The 17,881-nt window shown below is 59.5% G+C and carries 19 protein-coding genes; 12 read left to right on the forward strand and 7 right to left on the reverse strand.

Going from position 1 to position 17,881, the window contains the following annotated elements:
• Position 1: 1 nt before the first annotated feature.
• The 4 genes from AC1Q7Q_RS30490 to AC1Q7Q_RS30505 all read right to left on the reverse strand — a co-directional run bounded on the left by AC1Q7Q_RS30490 (position 2) and on the right by AC1Q7Q_RS30505 (position 4,850).
• Positions 2 to 442, reverse strand: a complete 441-nt coding sequence (locus tag AC1Q7Q_RS30490) for a very short patch repair endonuclease (RefSeq protein ID WP_492373215.1) — start codon at positions 440 to 442, stop codon at positions 2 to 4.
• 251 nt (positions 443 to 693) lie between these two features.
• A complete protein-coding gene (locus AC1Q7Q_RS30495) occupies positions 694 to 1,689 on the reverse strand; it encodes a hypothetical protein (RefSeq protein ID WP_492373214.1) in 996 nt (331 codons plus the stop codon).
• A 687-nt stretch (positions 1,690 to 2,376) separates the two neighbouring features.
• Positions 2,377 to 3,252, reverse strand: a complete 876-nt coding sequence (locus AC1Q7Q_RS30500) for an HNH endonuclease (RefSeq protein WP_492373213.1) — start codon at positions 3,250 to 3,252, stop codon at positions 2,377 to 2,379.
• Positions 3,253 to 3,272: 20 nt separating this feature from the next.
• The gene (locus AC1Q7Q_RS30505; protein WP_492373212.1) at positions 3,273 to 4,850 is read right to left on the reverse strand and encodes an AAA family ATPase; all 1,578 of its coding nucleotides are present in this window, start codon (positions 4,848 to 4,850) and stop codon (positions 3,273 to 3,275) included.
• Positions 4,851 to 5,138: 288 nt separating this feature from the next.
• Between AC1Q7Q_RS30505 and AC1Q7Q_RS30510 the strand changes: the two genes are divergently transcribed.
• The 9 genes from AC1Q7Q_RS30510 to AC1Q7Q_RS30550 all read left to right on the forward strand — a co-directional run bounded on the left by AC1Q7Q_RS30510 (position 5,139) and on the right by AC1Q7Q_RS30550 (position 9,328).
• Positions 5,139 to 5,429, forward strand: coding sequence for a hypothetical protein (locus AC1Q7Q_RS30510; RefSeq protein WP_492373211.1), 291 nt, complete (start codon positions 5,139 to 5,141; stop codon positions 5,427 to 5,429).
• Between the two features lie 179 nt (positions 5,430 to 5,608).
• Positions 5,609 to 5,986, forward strand: coding sequence for a hypothetical protein (locus AC1Q7Q_RS30515; protein WP_492373210.1), 378 nt, complete (start codon positions 5,609 to 5,611; stop codon positions 5,984 to 5,986).
• A gap of 244 nt (positions 5,987 to 6,230) precedes the next feature.
• Complete coding sequence (locus AC1Q7Q_RS30520; protein WP_492373209.1) at positions 6,231 to 6,524, forward strand: DUF1484 family protein; 294 nt, start codon at positions 6,231 to 6,233, stop codon at positions 6,522 to 6,524.
• Between the two features lie 188 nt (positions 6,525 to 6,712).
• The gene (locus tag AC1Q7Q_RS30525; protein WP_492373208.1) at positions 6,713 to 7,054 is read left to right on the forward strand and encodes a DUF1484 family protein; all 342 of its coding nucleotides are present in this window, start codon (positions 6,713 to 6,715) and stop codon (positions 7,052 to 7,054) included.
• A 317-nt stretch (positions 7,055 to 7,371) separates the two neighbouring features.
• The gene (locus tag AC1Q7Q_RS30530) at positions 7,372 to 7,653 is read left to right on the forward strand and encodes a DUF1484 family protein (RefSeq protein WP_492373207.1); all 282 of its coding nucleotides are present in this window, start codon (positions 7,372 to 7,374) and stop codon (positions 7,651 to 7,653) included.
• Between the two features lie 263 nt (positions 7,654 to 7,916).
• Positions 7,917 to 8,144 carry a hypothetical protein gene (locus tag AC1Q7Q_RS30535; RefSeq protein WP_492373206.1) on the forward strand — a complete coding sequence of 76 codons (228 nt, stop codon included), beginning with the start codon at positions 7,917 to 7,919 and terminating at the stop codon, positions 8,142 to 8,144.
• Between the two features lie 2 nt (positions 8,145 to 8,146).
• Positions 8,147 to 8,608: a hypothetical protein gene (locus AC1Q7Q_RS30540; RefSeq protein WP_492373205.1), complete on the forward strand. Its 462-nt coding sequence runs from the start codon at positions 8,147 to 8,149 to the stop codon at positions 8,606 to 8,608.
• A 103-nt stretch (positions 8,609 to 8,711) separates the two neighbouring features.
• A complete protein-coding gene (locus AC1Q7Q_RS30545; RefSeq protein WP_492373204.1) occupies positions 8,712 to 9,149 on the forward strand; it encodes a hypothetical protein in 438 nt (145 codons plus the stop codon).
• 11 nt (positions 9,150 to 9,160) lie between these two features.
• The gene (locus AC1Q7Q_RS30550) at positions 9,161 to 9,328 is read left to right on the forward strand and encodes a hypothetical protein (protein WP_492373203.1); all 168 of its coding nucleotides are present in this window, start codon (positions 9,161 to 9,163) and stop codon (positions 9,326 to 9,328) included.
• Between the two features lie 51 nt (positions 9,329 to 9,379).
• Here AC1Q7Q_RS30550 and AC1Q7Q_RS30555 read toward each other — a convergent pair whose 3' ends face one another.
• Positions 9,380 to 9,724, reverse strand: a complete 345-nt coding sequence (locus AC1Q7Q_RS30555) for a hypothetical protein (RefSeq protein WP_492373202.1) — start codon at positions 9,722 to 9,724, stop codon at positions 9,380 to 9,382.
• 210 nt (positions 9,725 to 9,934) lie between these two features.
• Here AC1Q7Q_RS30555 and AC1Q7Q_RS30560 point away from each other — a divergent pair, with 210 nt between their 5' ends.
• The 3 genes from AC1Q7Q_RS30560 (at position 9,935) to AC1Q7Q_RS30570 (ending at position 12,327) form a co-directional block, all read left to right on the forward strand.
• Complete coding sequence (locus AC1Q7Q_RS30560) at positions 9,935 to 10,201, forward strand: hypothetical protein (protein ID WP_492373201.1); 267 nt, start codon at positions 9,935 to 9,937, stop codon at positions 10,199 to 10,201.
• A 112-nt stretch (positions 10,202 to 10,313) separates the two neighbouring features.
• Positions 10,314 to 11,399 (forward strand): type IV toxin-antitoxin system AbiEi family antitoxin, encoded by a 1,086-nt coding sequence (locus AC1Q7Q_RS30565; RefSeq protein WP_492373200.1) that lies wholly within the window; start codon positions 10,314 to 10,316, stop codon positions 11,397 to 11,399.
• 4 nt (positions 11,400 to 11,403) lie between these two features.
• A complete protein-coding gene (locus AC1Q7Q_RS30570) occupies positions 11,404 to 12,327 on the forward strand; it encodes a hypothetical protein (protein WP_492373199.1) in 924 nt (307 codons plus the stop codon).
• A gap of 66 nt (positions 12,328 to 12,393) precedes the next feature.
• On the opposite strand, the gene AC1Q7Q_RS30575 is transcribed toward AC1Q7Q_RS30570, so the two are convergent.
• Positions 12,394 to 13,671, reverse strand: coding sequence for a TIGR02679 family protein (locus tag AC1Q7Q_RS30575; RefSeq protein WP_492373198.1), 1,278 nt, complete (start codon positions 13,669 to 13,671; stop codon positions 12,394 to 12,396).
• A gap of 14 nt (positions 13,672 to 13,685) precedes the next feature.
• Positions 13,686 to 17,879, reverse strand: coding sequence for a TIGR02680 family protein (locus tag AC1Q7Q_RS30580; RefSeq protein ID WP_492373197.1), 4,194 nt, complete (start codon positions 17,877 to 17,879; stop codon positions 13,686 to 13,688).
• Positions 17,880 to 17,881 lie beyond the last annotated feature (2 nt).

Genomic DNA, 17,881 nt, shown 5'->3' on the forward strand with positions numbered 1-17,881 from the left:
GTCATGGTATCTCTCCGGAAGTCGCGTTGCCATCGATCCATGCTCTGACCATAGATAGAAGATCGGTCGAATTAATTTGCCTTGTCGCGCATTCCCATATAGTTAGAACTCTCCAGCCAGCTGATTGCAGTTCGCTGCTCGCTTTCCTGTCACGTTGCGCATTCTTCTCGAGCTTTGATAGCCAGAACTCCGAATTCGTTTGTGGCTGCTTGAAGTACCGACATCCTCGATGCTTGTGCCAGAAGCATCCGTGGACAAAGATAACTACCCTTCGGCCAGGCATGACAATGTCTGGTGCTCCGGGTAAATCTTTCCGGTGTAGGCGGAATCGGAATCCAGCTGAGAAAAGGGTTCTGCGCACGACCAACTCTGGTGCGGTGTTCTTACCACGAATACCAGACATCATCCGGCTGCGAGTTGCTTGATCTACGACGTCGGTCATATTCGGTCGGCCTAGTTCCGCTGGTATATCTTGGGCGACTCTTTAGTCTAGTATCTCATCATGCGGATAGCTATCAGAATTCTCAGCGCCGAGGAATTTTGGCGGTGGTTTATCCGACCGCTTACCGATAGTATTCGGGAGGCTCATGTAGACGCGAGGGAAAAGTAACACATATGGCGGCGACGCTGGTGTCTCCAAATACGGATCTCCGCGATTGTGATGCACAATAATCTTCCGTTTGGAAGCAGCAACTATTCGTCCAGTGCTACGGGCTTAAATGAAAGCAGTCGCCCTGAGACCTGCGATTTTTCCACGATCTTGATTTCGATGGTGGCCTCAATTTCTCTCGTATCTGTCATACATCCAAAGAGTCGTCGCACACGACCTTCTGTCATGTTAGGTTTTTGGTAGATTGCAGAGAAATGATAAGTCTTTGATCGAAGTTGAAGGCGGTATCGGTCACCTATCTTGACAATCCCCTCGACCACAAAGATATCCGTTACGGTCTCACGTTCCGTGTTCCGTCGTGCTCGTCGCTCCGAAAGGATCTCCAGATGATCACTGTCTAAACCAACATCAGCCAGTTCGACGCGACGGGCATCGGCAGATGCTGTCGCTAGATGCCAATAGCTTGAGGCAACATCTGGAATAAGCATGTCCAATGCGGGGAAGCGCCTCGACAACTTGGCAATCGCCTTATCCATTACCTTCCATTTGTCACGGTCACTGTCTGTGATTTTCTGAGTCAGGGACAGCAAGGCCTGTCTCTCCTCAACATCCATCTGCTTCGCTTTGTTATCGAAGTGCTTCAATATCATGGGACGTGAAACAATAGCTAGTCCCACGACGACTGCTGCAATTAACGACTCAATCGGATGTGTTTGGATAAGCTGAGCCACGGAGTTAACCAAAGGGCTTAGGTCTGTTTCGGTGATCGAAGACCCCTTCCTGACCGTAGTTGTGAACTCTAGCTGCTCATCTTCGGATTTCTTCAGGCGCCTCTTATCGTATGCCCCATGCGCTATGGCCGCATAAGCACGACCCATCGAGGTTTTGAAGCCAATCAGAGCCTCCATCTGCCCGGATCGAAGGGACGACTTATAGGCGTCGCCATCGATCTTGATGCTTAAACGGGGCCAATTGTCGAATTCCAACACGCCCAACTCATCCCCGCGAATCCAGCTTGATAGCAATGCCCACGCGTCTTCGTCATTGGCAATGCGGAGTGTTTCGATCTCGACATTCATTTCGGGGTTTCCGTAGGTACGCTACCCTGCTCTGTAAGCTAGGCAGATGTGCAAAGTGAGGAGTAGCAAGCATTTTACTTGCAGGTTGCAGATCTGTAACTGCGGGGTCAAAATGTGCCGGCGAGAATTTCTTGACACTTGTCAGGCTCATGAGTTAGGCATCTTGGCCCGTGCGCTCGCCAAACGTCCTCAAGCCCTACTCGAAGAGAATGACGGGGCCCCCCACCGCTCAGCGGAGGGCCCGGCATGTGCGATAGTCTGCAAAGCCGTAGGGGGGAGGCCAATGAACTTGGAGCTCACCTCGGACGGGGGCGCTTGGCGTCTCTGTGAAGGGATATATCGCCTCAAGCTCTGCCGCGCGGCTCAACTAAACTCATATAGGGAAGGTCGGTACCGGCTCGATGGGCAAGTTCGTCCTTGGACAAATCGGCCCGGTCCGACGGGAAATGGCCAAAATGGTTGGATTATGTTGAAAAACTCAAACTGACCCTTAATTCGACCACGGCCATGATAACTCGACCTCTCAGAAATGCATGTATTGAACGATCGTCGATCGGACCAGGGGCTGGCTACCCCTGAAACCATGTCAGAATTTGCCCCCAGAGCGAGCTCTTCAAATATAAGGGACTTCCCTGTCCCGCACATACGGCTCGTAGAAGCATCGCTGCTCGGCCAACTTCTCTTTGCTTAGGTGGCACTTCCTGTTAAAAAACCCGTTCCCGCCAAAGGGGGGGCATTTCGGTACCCGCCGAGGATGTACCAATCACTCGTCGCTAGCGCTTCATACATCGCGGCCTTCCAAGAATTTTTTCTTTTCGTCCGTTCGATCTGAGCAAGCATTAGAAGGTGTGCCTGCCTACTCTGAGTAGATCCCAACGCATCCAATAAATCGCCGATCTCGATGATTTCGGGCGCCGCCTGAATCGCGAATCTCCGTGCGAGATCCAGATCCTTGAAATGATTGAGTACACGCGTAGCCAAATCCACAGACCACGTCGAGGGTGGCGCCACCTCGTAACGCACTGTTGCGGGTGCCGACTGGACAACCTTGGCAAATAGCCACGCCTCATTTTCAAGAATTGCATCTTCAAAATAGGGATGAAGCATCTGACCGTGCATTCCCGGTGTCAGAGCTCCTTTCCCGGTGTTGCAGTCTTTACACGCTGGCACCAGATTGGTCGTGAGCACTGAAAACGCCGGGTAACGCGATTTCGAAAGAAAATGGTCGAGCGTAGACGCGTGGCCGAATCCGCAAAACGGACAGATACCCAGCGGAGCTAGCATAATTAGACGGTCGTAGTGATGGCGCCCTGCACTGTTCTTCGCTGCCATGTGCGTAGAATAAAGCTCGACCAATTCCCCCTTGCTCAGTTTAGCCAGCACGATCTGTTCCTTTTTTCCCCAATCACATGCAGCGAACGAATACAACGTGAAATTGCCGGCCTTGACGTCGTACTCACGGAGTTGCGCATGTATTTCAGCTCGCGCTGCTGAGAATCGATCTGCTAGCTCTTGGTCAACGATTCCTTTCACACAGTCATCGAACACGCTGATCGCACTCAATGTTGGTTTTTCTAGTCGTCTCATAACAGATAGGGCGGAATCGTTGCGGAATCACGGGCTGTTATGAGAGAACGCACGATCGCTTGTGCTTCGAACCCCAATTGCCCTTTGTATTCGTGAAATATGGTCTCAAACGTCCCTCCCTCAGTCACTGCACGCTCCAGCATTTCGTGGAAACCTGACTTGGTAACTTCGAGGCCAAAGATCTCGCGAGTAAGCACCCCGACGTTTTCCCCAAAAGTTTCGCGCTCTGGACGATCGGCGCGGCCTTCAGCGCGCAATCGTGTCAGTTTCCACACACAGACTCGGGGAACCTCCTGAGCGACCACTGGCGAGTGAGTAGCAATGATCGCCACCCCGTTACGGTTGTGGAGAAGGTCAGCCAGGGCACGTGTGAAGGCGGCAAGAAGCGGAGGATGAAGATGACTTTCCGGCTCGTCCATCAAGACCAGTGTCTTCTCTTCCACTGCGTCGACGAGCTTGGTGATGGTCAAGAGGACGATGGAATGGCCGGAGCTCATTCGTCCAACTAGCGATCGGGCTAGAACGACGGCCTCATCTCGATCTATTTCAAGCAAACGACCAAGCGACATGTCCGCAAAATTCTCGTCCGATTCCAGCCTCTCAATTGCCGCTCTCCATCTCTCCTTTTTCGCAGGCTGGCTAAGACAGGATTGCAAGCTCTCGATGAAGTCGTTGGCAAGGTCCACGTCACTCTTCGGTGGCTCCTGACGCTTTTTGTCTTCGTGGTCGGCACGGGATTTCTTCATACCGACATAGAAGTAGGCAACGCCTTTGCTTCTGTCAGGTTGATCGACGGGGGGGATAAACGGATCGAAAGCGCTGAACGATACAGACACGACACTACTGAAATAGTCGCTAGAAAGAGCGCTCTCGCCTCCCCACCCATCGAGCTCGAAGAATCGGCCGCCGGACTCGTTTTCTTTAGGCGGTGCGAGAATCGCACCGACCATGTTGTTTAGCAACGTTGTCTTGCCAACTCCGTTTCTGCCGATCAGAACATGTACGTTCGTGGATGGCTTCGACGCCGGCTCGACATGGAAATTAAGGCTTACAGAAGCCCGCTTTTCATCGCCGGAGTGGCGATAGGAAAATCGAAATTCTGTCAGCGCGACATCGCCATTGAGCACGCGCTGGAATTGACCATGAATAACCGAAAGACTAACGCCTCGCATTAGCGAGTTCTGAAATACGGGTTCACTCTCGGCAGCCAGTAGACGGCTTCTGTCAGAGACTACGTCTCTGAGTCCGTGCAGGAGTTGTGTGGCGAGATCGGGGTTCAGTTTTTCTCGCACGTTGAGATAATAATCGACGTCCTGTCCTAGCGAGAACCATTGCGGAGGCAGTTCCTGGAATGGATTCTGCATTGCGTCTCTGCTCCAGCCGTGCTGCTGACCTAAGTACCCGATCTTGACGGTGCCAAGGTCAGTTCGATGGCCCGTGCGATCAATCGCGACAACGTCGAAAGAGGTCTTGAACGAGTAATCGTCCCAGTTGTCCGCGACAAGATGAATGAAATTCTCTGCGGGGACGACCGAACGGTCGCTACGGGAGACGACCTTGAATGTTATGGTCATTTCATGGTCCGTTATTAAACTAAACTCAGTTAGGGGGATGCCAGAAGACCCCAACTTACAACAGGGGGGGGCTTCCTCGGTAGTTTTTGAACACTAAAATAAACTCACGCCAGCAACATATCGGCCATTCTCTGGATGATATATACCCCACTGCCGAAGGGCACTGCCCTGAATCCGATATGCCGACTCCACATGTTCGCGAACGGCGGCACCTTGGTGAGAATTCAACCAGTCGATGCAACAGATTGATGGAATCGTTCCCCCGCGTATCGAAGCTTAGAGTTTTTCGTGGATGCTCATGAGTCTTCCGACTACCGTATTGAGTTTGTGCGCCGAACTAAGGAATTTGGTCAAAGACTGGTCAATGGAGTGCTCACCATTCAATCCATCGTGCAATGGAAGGGGCTTGACGGCCGGGAGCATTTCAGTCCGGGAGGCCGATGCTTGCTCGCCAATAACCATGTTGCGCATGGCAGCGACTACTCGACTGAGGTTGAATTGACCCCTGACGAGGTCGACGTGGCACCGCCGAGCATACTCACACATAGCCTTGATGCCGGCCGTTCGGTGAACGGCTGATTCAACAATCAGCACCGCCACGAAGCCCGCCCACCTTTCCCTGCCCTTAGGGGCGATCGTGTTGTAAAACTCACTAAGGGTAGATTCTGGGATGGTGTAGGAAGCTCAGATTACCCTTCCGTTCTCCTAACCTTCTCCAAATCCTGCGCAATCCGATCCCGAATCGGCGACGTATGCCCATGCTCCTCGTCCGTTTTCCCAGTGACGAGCCAGTATCCGTACTGCGGCCAAACCTTTCCGATGGCCTCGACCATCTCCTGAACGACACGCTGATCCTGGTGGTAGGTGTTCTTCCAGCTGGCGGCCTTGATGCCAGTCAGGTCTTCCATGTGCTTGAACCGACGATGACTGTCTGTCACAAAATCTATCAACTCGACGACGCGATGGCGCATATCTATTGGCATAAATTATTCTCGTCGTCTAAATTCATGTCTGTGATCGGTTCCTTAGGCAGCGCCCGCTGGCCGCTGCCGAGCTTCAACTCATCCGTACAAGCCCTTGGGAGCGATAGCAGTTGCCAAGGACCGGGTTGTTTTTCTAGTACCCGGCTACAGTGAGCGGGGCTTGCATAGCCAGACTGACGGCTCGACAAAAAACTTGTCGAGCTGAGGGCCATTTGCGTTCTCAAAAAGCAATCAAGCCCGCCGGCGCGAGCGTGCGCGGGCGGGTGTCAGAGGCATAGCCAGTCGCATTATCGCCCATGCGGCGGCAATCCTATTCGCTTGGCGCACGCTCGTCGGCACCTGATGACGTACTGCATTTCCGGACGACTCGACTACCCCTATGGAACAGGAGACGCCATTGACCGCTCGCCAACGCCACCCGCGCACCGCTGCCGAAGCAAGAGAGGCAGCCACGGAAGCCAAGCTGATCGCTGAACCCCTCGCCCAAGCAGGCGAAACCACCCCAACCCACGAAACCATCCACCAATCCTGCCACGACCTCCTGCGCGTCAGCGCAGGCCTGGAATCCCTCCTGCTCCTGCTGCAGCTACAGGCCGACGAGCAAGCCGCCAACAACGGCCTGCATGCCCTGCTGGCGCCGCTAAAGCAGCAGCTGGACCAGGCAGTGAACCGCGTGCAAGCGCTGTACTGAGCCACACCCGTTCCCCACACCTGCACCGCAGCCCGCAAGGCCGCAGGCGGTGGGGAGTCACACGCCTATCGAGGCAAGCCCCCGCCGCCGCCGCGTGCCGGGACGATGGTCGCCAACGCCGCCCATCGCCATACCGATGTCCGCGATTGCACCCTGACCGCACCCCGACCACAAAACAGGAGGTACCCATGACCGCCCGCCAACGTCGCCCGCGCACCGCTGCCGAAGCGCGGGAAGCCGCCGTGGAAGCCAGGCTGATCGCTGAGCCCTTGCTGCCGGACCACGAAGCGGATCCGAGCCACGAGGCTACCCACCAAGGCTGCCACGAACTGCTGCGCATCAGCGCGCATCTGGAATCCGTCATCACGCTGCTGAACCTGCACGCGGGCGATAGCCGTCTGCGTGCCTTGCTGATGCCACTGAAGCAGCAGCTGGACCAGGCAGTGAACCGGTGCCAGCGCTGTACCCGGGCCTGCGGGGTTCGTTCGCGATCCGCGCCTGTGTCGCGGCCCGCCTCTACCCCCACGTAGGCAAGGTCTTCGGCCACACGGCGTAGCCACGTAAATCATGCCGTTGGCCCACTTGGCCAACATCGCTACCACTGAATCGAGAACGGGATCCCTGCAGCAGTCCCTCACAAGAGGGGACCTGCAGGACATGACCGGGGTAACCGCAGTACCCAGCCCCCGCCAGTACCTTGGCGGGGAGCTGGGTTGTTGAGCATCTGGGGCGCGAGGCAATCGCTGCCCCCTCGCCCGGCCGGCCTAACCCAGCAAGCCGACACGGGCGCGACGACCAATCAACACACCCTGTCATTCGCCAAAGAGGTGATCCCATGGCCGCACGCATGAAAACACTCGCTCCCACCGCCGATGCATCCACGCTCAGCATGATTGCCCAAGCGCTCTTGCCGGAGGAAACGACCCCCCCGCCGGATGACCTCAAGCGCGAAGCCATCATGCAGAGCTTCGACGAACTCCTGCGCGTCAGCGCGGGCCTGGGCGCCATCCTGACGCTGCTCGATCTGCAAGCCGACGCGGCAATCGATTGTGTTGGCCTGCATAGCCTGCTGGCGCCGTTGCGGCAGCAGCTTGACGCCAGCGTGAATCGTATCGACGAGTTGTTCTGAGAGCCGATGGCTGGGCGGCATCCGCTCAGCCGTCAACGTTGCGTACTGTTCATGGCGGAACAATCATGCGTGCTGACCTCAGCCTGAGCCGCTGCACAAAGGGACAGGCCCGCAGATGACGCGGGGAGGTTCGGGCAGTCGGCAAGCTGAGCCAAGACTGCCGTCGTCCTGCGCGGCGTCCGGATGAGAACCCGCCTCCCAGTCTCATGGCGCATTCCCGTTCACTGAGGGAATTCTCTTCGCGTTCTTGCGGAAATTTCCCAATGCTGATCAGCCGATCCGCAGGCATATTGGCAAGGTGTCCGACCACTTTGCGCGTCGGCGACCTGACAACGGAGGATGGCATGGACGATATGCGAGAGGCCCTGAAACATGGCGACAAGACCGGCACCGGCGGGGTGCTAATTTCCAATGCAATGGCGAGAGGATTTCTTCCATCAGCTATATACCGCCAAACAGGAGGCTGCGGCAAAGAACCCGCAGTGCATTGAGAATGCTGACAACGTGGCCGCCGATGTCATTGTCTAAATACTTCCGCGCGGTTGCTGCAGCAGCAGCGATCTTGGCGCAGCCCGCCCTGGCTTGCAGCTTCGACATTTCCTTCAACAGCCATTTCGAGCCGGGTGCGGATCGCCTGCCGGCTTCGGAAGTTCGCAGACTGGCGGAGTGGATGATCGACGATCCGGCAGCCTTTGAGAACAAGAAGGAGTTTCACATTCTTGTCTACGAGGCCCCCACCGCTGGTGTCAGCAATGCGCTCGCGCGCAAGCGCGTATCTCACCTGGAGCATTGGCTGACGACCTTTGGCGTGCCGGCGAGCATGATTTCCATGGAAATCCCCCGCTACAAACCTGGCAAGTCGGCGGAGCCGCCGAACTTTGCGCATATCAATTTCATGCCGGGGTGCCCGCACCCTTGCTGCCCGGGTCCGGAACCGACCTCGCAGATTCGCTAGGCATGCGCTAGATGACGCCTCCCTGCCCGGCAGCCTGTTGTCAAACGGCAGGCTGCGGCAAAGAACCCGCAGTGCATTGAGAATGCCGACAACGTGGCCGCCTATGTCATTGTCCAAGTACTTCCACACGGTTGCAGCAGCAGCAGCGATCTTGGCGCAGCCCGTCCTGGCTTGCAGCTTCAATATTTCCTTCAACAGCCATTTCGAGCCCGGTGCGGATCGCCTGCCCGCTTCGGAAGTTCGCAGAATGGCGGAGTGGATGATCGACTCTCCCGGGAAATATGCGAACAAGCAGGGCTTTCACATCGCCCTGTATGAGGCCCCCGCGTTTGGTGTCAGTCATGTTCTCGCGCGTAAGCGCACAGCGCACTTGAAGCAGTTGCTGACAACATTTGGTGTGCCGGCGAGCATGATCTCCATGGAAATCGCCCGCCACAACCCAGGCAAATCGCTGGCGCCGAACTTTGCAAATATCGATTTCATGCCGGGGTGTCCGCACCCTTGCTGCCCAGGTCCGGAACCGACCTCGCAGATTCGCTAGGCGTGCGCTGGATGACTTCTCCCCGCCCGGTAGCCTCTTTGTCAAACGGCATCGAACTGGAGGCGCTGCGCGCCGCAATTGCGGCGGGCATGGCAAGTGGCACCCCTAAGCTTGCTGAAGCTGTGCTTGCGAGGCTGGAGAGCAAGTACCGCGCTGCGGACAAGACCAAGCACCGCTGACGCGGCACACGATCGCGCCACTCGCCGGGCAGGATCTGACGTCCACATTCTTCATCTGCCCCCCTTCCTGCACCTCTCGATGTGAATCTTTCTCAGTTTCGCCGGCGATATCTGCGGCATGTCGTACGCAATGTTTGTCGCCTCGGTGGCGGTGGAGAGAAAGAGCGGGTCGCCCCCGCCAACCTGATTCACTTTCGTCAGTACATCTTGCCTGGGCACCCCCGTATCGCGCTGTTGAGCGGCCATGAAGAGGAGGTCGGCTACGCACTGGCAGACCGACATCCTTTGCGCCTTGCTGACGTCGCCTTGGCTCGCTTGCGTCTGCGCATAGGCTGCGGCCCCGACAAACAGGGCAACGGCCGCAATCATTGCGGCTCGTTTAGCTTGGTGATGCATGTTGTTTTGCCCCCTCTTCTGTTGAGGTGGTCTGGTCCTGCCACGCTGGCTCCGCGCTTGTGAACATTATTCTCTTGTGCAGGAGGCGATCTGTGTGGCGCCGAACCTTCGGCGCAGCCTTCTACGCTCAAGCCCCATGCAAGGCTGGATTACTCGATTCCGCCAGGCAGGACTTAGCTTTGCAGCGCACGTTGCGACGGCGCGTGCTATGTGGTCACGGGCGAGAAAACCTGGATCTCCAGCGGTGCCCTCGATAATGTCGATCACCGTCAGCTCGACGCAAACTGCCGCCGCCTGGTCGCCGAGCTAGGCAAGGCCGGCCTGCAGCGCGCACGCGTGCCGGCAGCTGGCTATCCATGCCGAAAAATGCCGAAACGCCAGGAGTTCGATGGGGAAACGAACACCTTTGAGCATGTTCATCTTGAAGCACCAGGCGCCCTGCGCGCCGATGTCGGCCTGAGGGGTAATTGCACTTAAGGTGCTGTATATGACACGTATAGCTATTTTTCATGGTTAGCTGTACAGCAAAACAATAAAAAATAGCTAAACTAAGCATGAGTCCCACAATTTTGCTGATCAGCAAATTCACATGAATTCCGATTTCACCGAGTCGTTGATAGCACGGTTTGTCGAAGCGTTCGAAGGCTCCACCGAAAAACAGCTCTCTGGGCAACGGCACACAGAAGTACCGTTTCAGGCGCATGGACGCCCTGGTCGGCTGGACCTGCTCGTGAGTGTGGAGGGCGTTGACCTTCGCCTCGCTGCCGAGATCCTGCGGGTAGGCTACCCGCGCGACATTCGGAACGCCGTGTGGCGGCTGGAAGAGTATCGACTGTCCCTGGAAGACGCGACCAACACGGCCCTTTTCGTGATTGCCGAGCAACTTAGCGCGGGGGCGCGGGAGATCTTGCGCGAGCGCAACATAGGCTACTTCGACGCCAGTGGAAGTTTGTACCTTAAGCACAAGGACTGGCTGATCAACATCGATCGCCTGGCGAAACCAGGTTCGCCCCGGCGCGCAGAATCGCTCTTCACTGGCGCGAGGGAGCAGGTCATACATGCCCTGCTCCATTCCCATCAGAAATGGCTGACCGGGCTTGAGATTGCCAGCCTCGCCGAAACCTCCGCCTACACGGTGTCGCTCACCTTGCAAGAATTGGAACGCCGGGAGTTGCTGGAGTCCAAAGGCAGTGGGCGAACGCTACGCCGGCGACTTGCACAGCCAGGTGTGCTGCTTGACTTGTGGGCCGACGCCTGGCGTGTTCGCAAGGAACATAAAACACGCTGGTTTGCATACACCCACAACCCGAAGGCGATGCTTCTGGCTATCGCCGACAAGCTGGAACGCGAGGCGCTGAGGGGCTGGGCATTCACCAGCACCGCTGCGGCGAATGCTGTGTCACCGCTGCTTACGCACGTGGAGAGCGCAGAAATCATTGTTCCGCCTGGCAGCGCGCCCGACTACGCAAAGGCGCTGGGGTTGCAGGAGGTGGAGAAAGGCTCGAATGTCACCCTCATCGAGCGCAGTGGTGCGAGTTCCTTATTCACAGGAGAACACTCGGATCCTCCCTCGCACCTGGCCAGCGCGTTCATCATGTACCTGGACTTGCTGGACGGCCGCGGCCGCAACAAGGAACTTGCTTCGCAACTTCGCTCGGACATCCTGAAAATCTGACCTCATGGCCCTCTCCAAACCGGCAACCGCCGATGGTTACAACGCAGAACACACGCTCGCTTGCGAACGGGCATTGATCACCCTGCTCCGTGGGTTTGGCACCCTCAAGCCGACCTTACGTCTGGTTGGCGGTCTTGTTCCGCGCTACCTCACGCCAGAGCAGCCGCCGGATGTGCCGGCTCACGCAGGCACCTCTGATGTAGACATTGTTCTGAACTTGCAAGTGCTTGCCGCCGGCGATGCATACAGAGATTTGGCCAAGCAGTTGAAGGATTGGGGGTTTGCGAGGTATGTGAACGCCAATGGCAAGCCCAGTAGCTGGCGCTGGCAGCGGCAGGTATCCGCGCACGAGTATGTGATGATCGAATTCCTGCGGGATACAAGCGAAGAATTGCCTGGCGGGAAGGTGGGTACAGTCGACGGTGAGGGCATCTCGGCGCTTGCGATCAATCATATCGGGATCGTCCATGACTGGTTTGCTCAACGAGAGATCACTGCTGAATTGCTTGACGGCGGTGGGGTTGCGACGGAGACGGTACGCTACGCTGATGTGACGGCTTTCCTCGTCCTGAAAGCGCTGGCGTTTGATGATCGCGCAGAGAACAAGGATGCTGCGGATCTTGTGCACGTCATGCGCTACGCGGGACACCTCGAATGGGTCGCGGAGCAATTCAGGTCGCGACGCGGCGAGGGCAAGCACGCAAAAGCTGTGGATAGCGCTCTCGACGCATTGCGCCTGCGCTTCTGTGGCGCAGACGGCGTCGAGGGGCATTTGCGGGACGGCCCGGTAGCATGCGCGCGATTCATGTACGGCTCGGATGAAGATCTTTCCGAGACGCGCATTCTGGAGCAACGCCAGATATCAGGCATGGTCACGGAATTCCTGCGGCTTGTTGAGGGCGGGCGCGATAGCGCTTCGCAAGCGTAGAGATCGGCAGCAAAGATCTCCGCCAGCAAAGACGAATCGCCCGAAGTTTCTACGGCTACCTGCCTGCTATAGCCGCAGATCTGGCAAGAGCGACGCGGCCACTGCTTCTTCGGCAATGGACAATCCGTGCTTTCGCATCGCGCCGGTCAAAGCCGGATCCCACGTTGCCGTTACGCCCGCTCCGGTCAGATCGCGTTCTGTGTGCGGTGCCTCAAGCGCTGCCGCCTCATAGTCGGTTGCTTGGAGACGCCAGGGCCGCGCTCCCCAGGCACGCATGACATGGTTGGCAATTCCGATGCCGGGCCAGTCGAAGTCGCCGTGGTAGTGGAGGTGTGCTCCAGCGCGGTGCAGTTGGTCAAGCAGCGTACGCTGCGCTGCCGCGGGCATGCCGTCGGTGCAGACGAGCGGTGCGCTGTGTTCGCCGAGAAGGTCCGCGGCGATGGCAACAAGGTTGGGATTCTCGCAGACATACACAGTGCGCTCGCTCACGGCCCATGCTGGCGGCGCGCGTAAGAGCCGGCGTAGCGAGAGGTAGCCGGGCTCGCCCGCGGGGTTGACGCTCGCTGCCTCTGCCAGCACGGGAAGATTCAAGAACAGCACCGGTCTTGCCAGTTCGTTGACCAGAATGCCGGCCCGGGCCCAGGTCTCGCGTGTGGATTCGTCGCGCTGTTCGGGGCTGGCAGCGTCGTCGGCCTGCGCTTGCGTATCGGTGCGTGTTCCGGGCATCACTGTCCTGTCGCGCTGCCGCAATACGGCAAGGACTAGGGTCGCTGTAGCCTGGCCGTTGTCGAGCGCATGCGCATTGCCGAGCGTCTCGGCCGCCAGTTGTGCGCGTGGCACTCCGCTGGCCGGTATCCGCGACAAGACGGCCTGAGCTCGTTCGAGGAGTTGGCTCGCGGCTAGCGGGTCTTGCCGCGCAAGTCGTTTGAGTAAACCGAACGCCTGCGGCTTTTGCAGATAGTTCGCGAGTGCTGGATCATGGCAAGCCTTGCTTACGGCTGACCATTGCGCGTGTTGCTCTGCGCGTGCCGAGGCCGTGTTTTCAATCGGGCCGTCGAGCCGTTCGAGTGCATCCCGCAAGGAGTCGGCAATGCCAGCCTCACGCAATCTGGCATCGATGGCGGCGAGGTCGAGTTGCAGCGATTGCGCTTGGCTCGGGCGGCGCCCTGTCAGTACCGCAAGCGCTTCGTATTCAACCGGACTCAGGCCGCCAATGCGCAAGGCCGGCGGCGGTGCGTCGCTCAGTAGCCTCGCGAAGCGTTTGCGCAGCCGCAGCCGCAGTCCAGCCAACGCGGGGCCGCCGAGCAGCGATTGCAGACGGGGGTCAACCGCCAGGCGCGCCATCGGATCGTTGCTCCTCATGATGTAGCAAAGCGTCGGTCCGGATCCGCTTCACGCCGTCGGGCGCGACCGTCCCACATCCAGCGGGAGACGAACACGGCGTCGATGCCCTCGCGCCGCTGCAGTTGACAGATCGCTACCCCAGGTAATTCGGCATAACAGGCCCATTCGCGCTCGCTGGTGATGACGAAATCGAGATCGAACTCGTGGATAAGTCCCATGCAGTGGGCGCGGGCGGCATCGTCGATGCCGGCGAACGCTTCATCGAGCAACATCAGCCGCGGCGCCTGCGGGTTGCAGCCTTGGCTGTAGAAGCTGGAGATGGCGGCGAACAGTGGCACGGTCAGACCGAGTGCGCGTTCACCGCTGGATGCCGGTCCGGACAGCTTGCGCCACTGTCCGTCCTGGAGCCGCTCCACGCGAAAATGGTGCCAGCGGCGGTAGTCCAAGGCGCGCGCAAGTTGGTCGATCAGGCTGCCGCCGCCATCTCCTGCAGTGCCACCGGGTTCGGCGTCGGCACGCTCGCGTTCGGCCGTGATGCGCATCTGCAGCATGGTCCCGACGACGCGCCGGTCCTCGGCCGACCAGAGGTCGGCGCTCGTGTTTAGCAGCCGCTCGCGCGCGGCATCGAGTCCGACGGGCGCGCCCTCATCTGTGCCGAGCGGCTGCCACCGCAGCCGGTAGCGTACGCCTGTGGAGGTCGGCCGCTTATGCAGTTCGCTGTTGATGGCATTGACCTGATGCTCCGCCGCACGCAATAGCCGCTGCACTTCAGAGGCGATCTCCGCCTGAAGGTGGTTCTCGAGGATGGCGCGTTCGTTGGCTGACAGCAGTTCGCTGCGCTGCGCAATGTCATCGGCAAGCCGGGCCGCGAGCAAGTCGGGCCGCTCAGGGCGGTTGTGATAAATGATGTGCACTACAAAGCCCCAGTCGTTGGCCTCCGCCGTCGCGTGGTGGCCAAGCGCGGTAAGCGCGCGCTGCAGGTCTTGCAGATCCTCGCTGATCAGCCGCTGGACTCGGTTCCAACTGGCTTCGTCATCGGAGATATGGGCCAGTGCCTGCTCGGCTCGGCGTGCCAGCGTCAGCGCAGGATCGATAGTCCAGGCGCTGCCCAGATCGGGCAATTCCAGGGTGGGCAAGGCCGACGACAGCAAGCTGCTAGCGGCGAAGTGCTGCAGGCGCGCGACGGCGACGGTTCGCGCCTCGCCGCGCTGGGCGAGCGCTTGCTCGGCAGTCCCGGCCTGGGCGCCCGCCCGAGCGCGCTCCTCACCCGCGATGCGGCGGCTATCGGAGGCCTCACGCTCCGCCTCTACCGCCTTCCCTACAGCTTCGCGCGCTTCACGCAATTGCTTGAGCAGGTTGTCCACGTCGGCACCGACCGTGTCGCGCAATACTTCAAAGCGGGCCTGGGCTTCCTCAGCTTCTATGCGATAGGCCGCAAGCTGACCTTGAATCTGATTCAGATGGGCCTGTGCTTCGGCTTCGCGCGCTCGCTGCCGGGCAAGTTCGGGCTGCGCGCGCCGCCATTCCTGCGCCGTCTGCAGGACCCGGTAGAGACCGTCGAGGCAACGTTGTATGGCTGCATTGATTGCGGGGAGTGCTTCGGCATCAAGCGGCAGGCCCATGTCGGTGGCGTCGTGCCGCAAGGCGTCGCGTGCGGATTGCACTTCGCTTTCGGCGGCGCGGCACAGTGCTTCGGCCCGATCTAGCCGGCCGCGTGCCGCCTGATAATCGCGGGCGGCCGAAGCGGCGGCACGCAGCGCCTGATGCAGTGCCTGCTCGGACGGTGCCCCCGCCCATTCTTGCCCGGCCTGGCGCCTATCATCGGCCAGCCGGTCGTCATCGAGTTGCACCTGCGCCAGCTCGTCGGCAAGGCCGGCGAGTAGCACCGTGATGGCGGCAACGCGTTGCTGGCGCGCCAAGGCACGGGCACGCTGGCCGATGTATATCGCCTGCGGCTTGGTCCATGCGCCGGCGAGCGTTCCCAGACGGAAGCGCCCGTCGGGGGCGACCCAGGCTTCGGCGTCATTGTCTGCTCCGCAAGCTACGCTAGCCAGTAGCCGTTCGATCAGTGCGGCTGGTACCGGCCCTTCCGCGGTGACATCGGCACACAGCCACTCGGCCAGCGTTGCACCGAGCGTACCCGGCCGCAGTGTCCATTGGCTATCCAGCCAAGGCTCGCCCTTCTCGTCTGCGAGCAACGTGCCACTGGGCGTTACCCAGGCGTCAAGCAGGCCGGACGCCTCCAGCGCAGCTTCGAGTCCTGCCCGTTGCGCTGCGTCCACGTGTTCGCGGAATTCAACTAGCTGCCACAGTGGCGCGCCAGCCTGCGCCCCACGGGTGTCGGAGCCGCGTGTATGAGGCGTCGGTGGCATAGCGTCGCGGCCCGCGAGCAGTCCGGCGCGTTCGGCATCGAGTTCGGCGCATTCCAGTTGCAGCGCACTGCGGCGGCGATCAATTTCCGCCTGGCGGGCGGCGTGCTGCACTTGCGCGTTTTGCTGCGCTTGCTGCAAGGCCAGGCGACAGGGATTGTCGCCTTCGGGGCGTACTACCCACTCGCCCAAATCTTGCAGCGGGGTTTCCGCGTCGATGCGCAGTTGTACCAGGGTGGCAGCGTACTCTGCCCAGTCAGTAACCAGTGTCTGTCCGGCCTGTTCCGCCGCCATGTCTGCTTCTGTGCGCTGCACCGTGGCCTCTTCCAGTTCCTCCTGGCATTCGCCTTGTGCCTGCTGACGTTGCGTGAGCGCTTGCAACGCTTGCTGCACCGCGCTGTGGCGCCGCTCCAGTACAGCCAACTGTTCGCGGCGGTTGTCAATCGCGGTGCGCAACGCGCGTGGGGCAGCCTCAAAATCGTGCGAGGCCAAGTCGGCAAGCGCTGCGGGCTCTATTGTGAGCAAAGGGCTTTCGGCGAACTTGGAACCAATGCCAGCGCTCGCGGCGTCGACGGCGTATTCCTCACGCACGTCGAGCAAGGCCTGCTCCGCCTCGGCGGCACGCTGAGCGCACAGTTCGCTGGATTGAGTCTCGCGCTGCAGCCGGCCATCGGCCTGGGAGCAATGGGCCTTCTGGTCTTCCACGGCCTTCCATCTGTTGATGGCGTCCTTATTTGCACTATCGAGCCGGTTCGCGTCCTGCATGGTGGGGTCGGACTGCAAGGTCTCCAGGCGGCTGCGTTTCGCCGCCAGAGCACTTTCCGCCTGTTTGAGCTCATTCACCGCCGCCGTCTCGGCAGTCTGCGCCGCGCCCAGACCCGCTTGCGCCTGGAGGCGAGCGTGGCTGGCGTTGTCGAACTCCGTCTGCGCTTGCCGTAGCTCGCGCGCCTGGCGTCGGCTGAGCATGCTGGCATAGATGCGGTAACGCTGGTCGAAGCGCTTAACCGCACCCTCCAGAGCCCTCACGTCATCCAGTTGCCGGCGATCCTCTTCGAGTTGGTTGAGGGCCACGGCGACGTCGGTAAGCAACTCCTGTGGCAGCGGCGGCAGCGCTTCGGTGAGTGCGTGCGAAAGCCCGGCTTCATCTGGCTTACGTGAAAGCTGTGGCTGGCGTAATTGGATCAGCGTATCCATCAGCGCGTCGTAACGGCGTTGACCGATCTGGAACAGCCGCTCGTCGACTGCGCGGCGGTAGCTGTTGGCCGTGTCGAACAGTTGCCCGCAGCCCTCAATGGCTTCGCGCAGGCGTTCGCGGGTGAGTACTACGCCTTGTGCGTTGGTCAGCCAGAGGTCGCGCCCGATGCGCGCGCCGCCATCATCACCATCTGCAAGTATGAAGAACCAGCTTTCAACCTGCGAGCGCCCCGCTACCGCTGAGAGGCCCGCACCTAGCGTCACATAGTGCGTGCTGCCATCCGCCGCACGTCGGCCAAATTCGATCCAGGTGTAGCCGATGCGGCGCGGGTAACTGTTCAACAGCAGGTTCCAGGCCATTTTCTTGCCGTTGTCGCCGTCCGGCTCGATGCGTCCCGATCGCAGGTTGGCGTCAAACAGGAAAGGTAGCGTCAGCGACAGGACCTTTGACTTTCCGGTGCCGTTATTGCCACGCAGCAGCAAGTGACCGTCGCGAAACCAAAACTCTTCGCTGTCATAGTGAAACAGCTCGACCAGACCGAGGCGAAGCGGTTGCCAGCGTTCCCGCTGGGGTTCGGGCAACGCTGGGCGAACTGCGACTGAGGCAGTGGCTGTCGCTGTTGCGAAAATATCGTCTTCGCTCATGT

The sequence above is a fragment of the Cupriavidus sp. GW823-FHT07A04 genome, assembly GCF_058794615.1.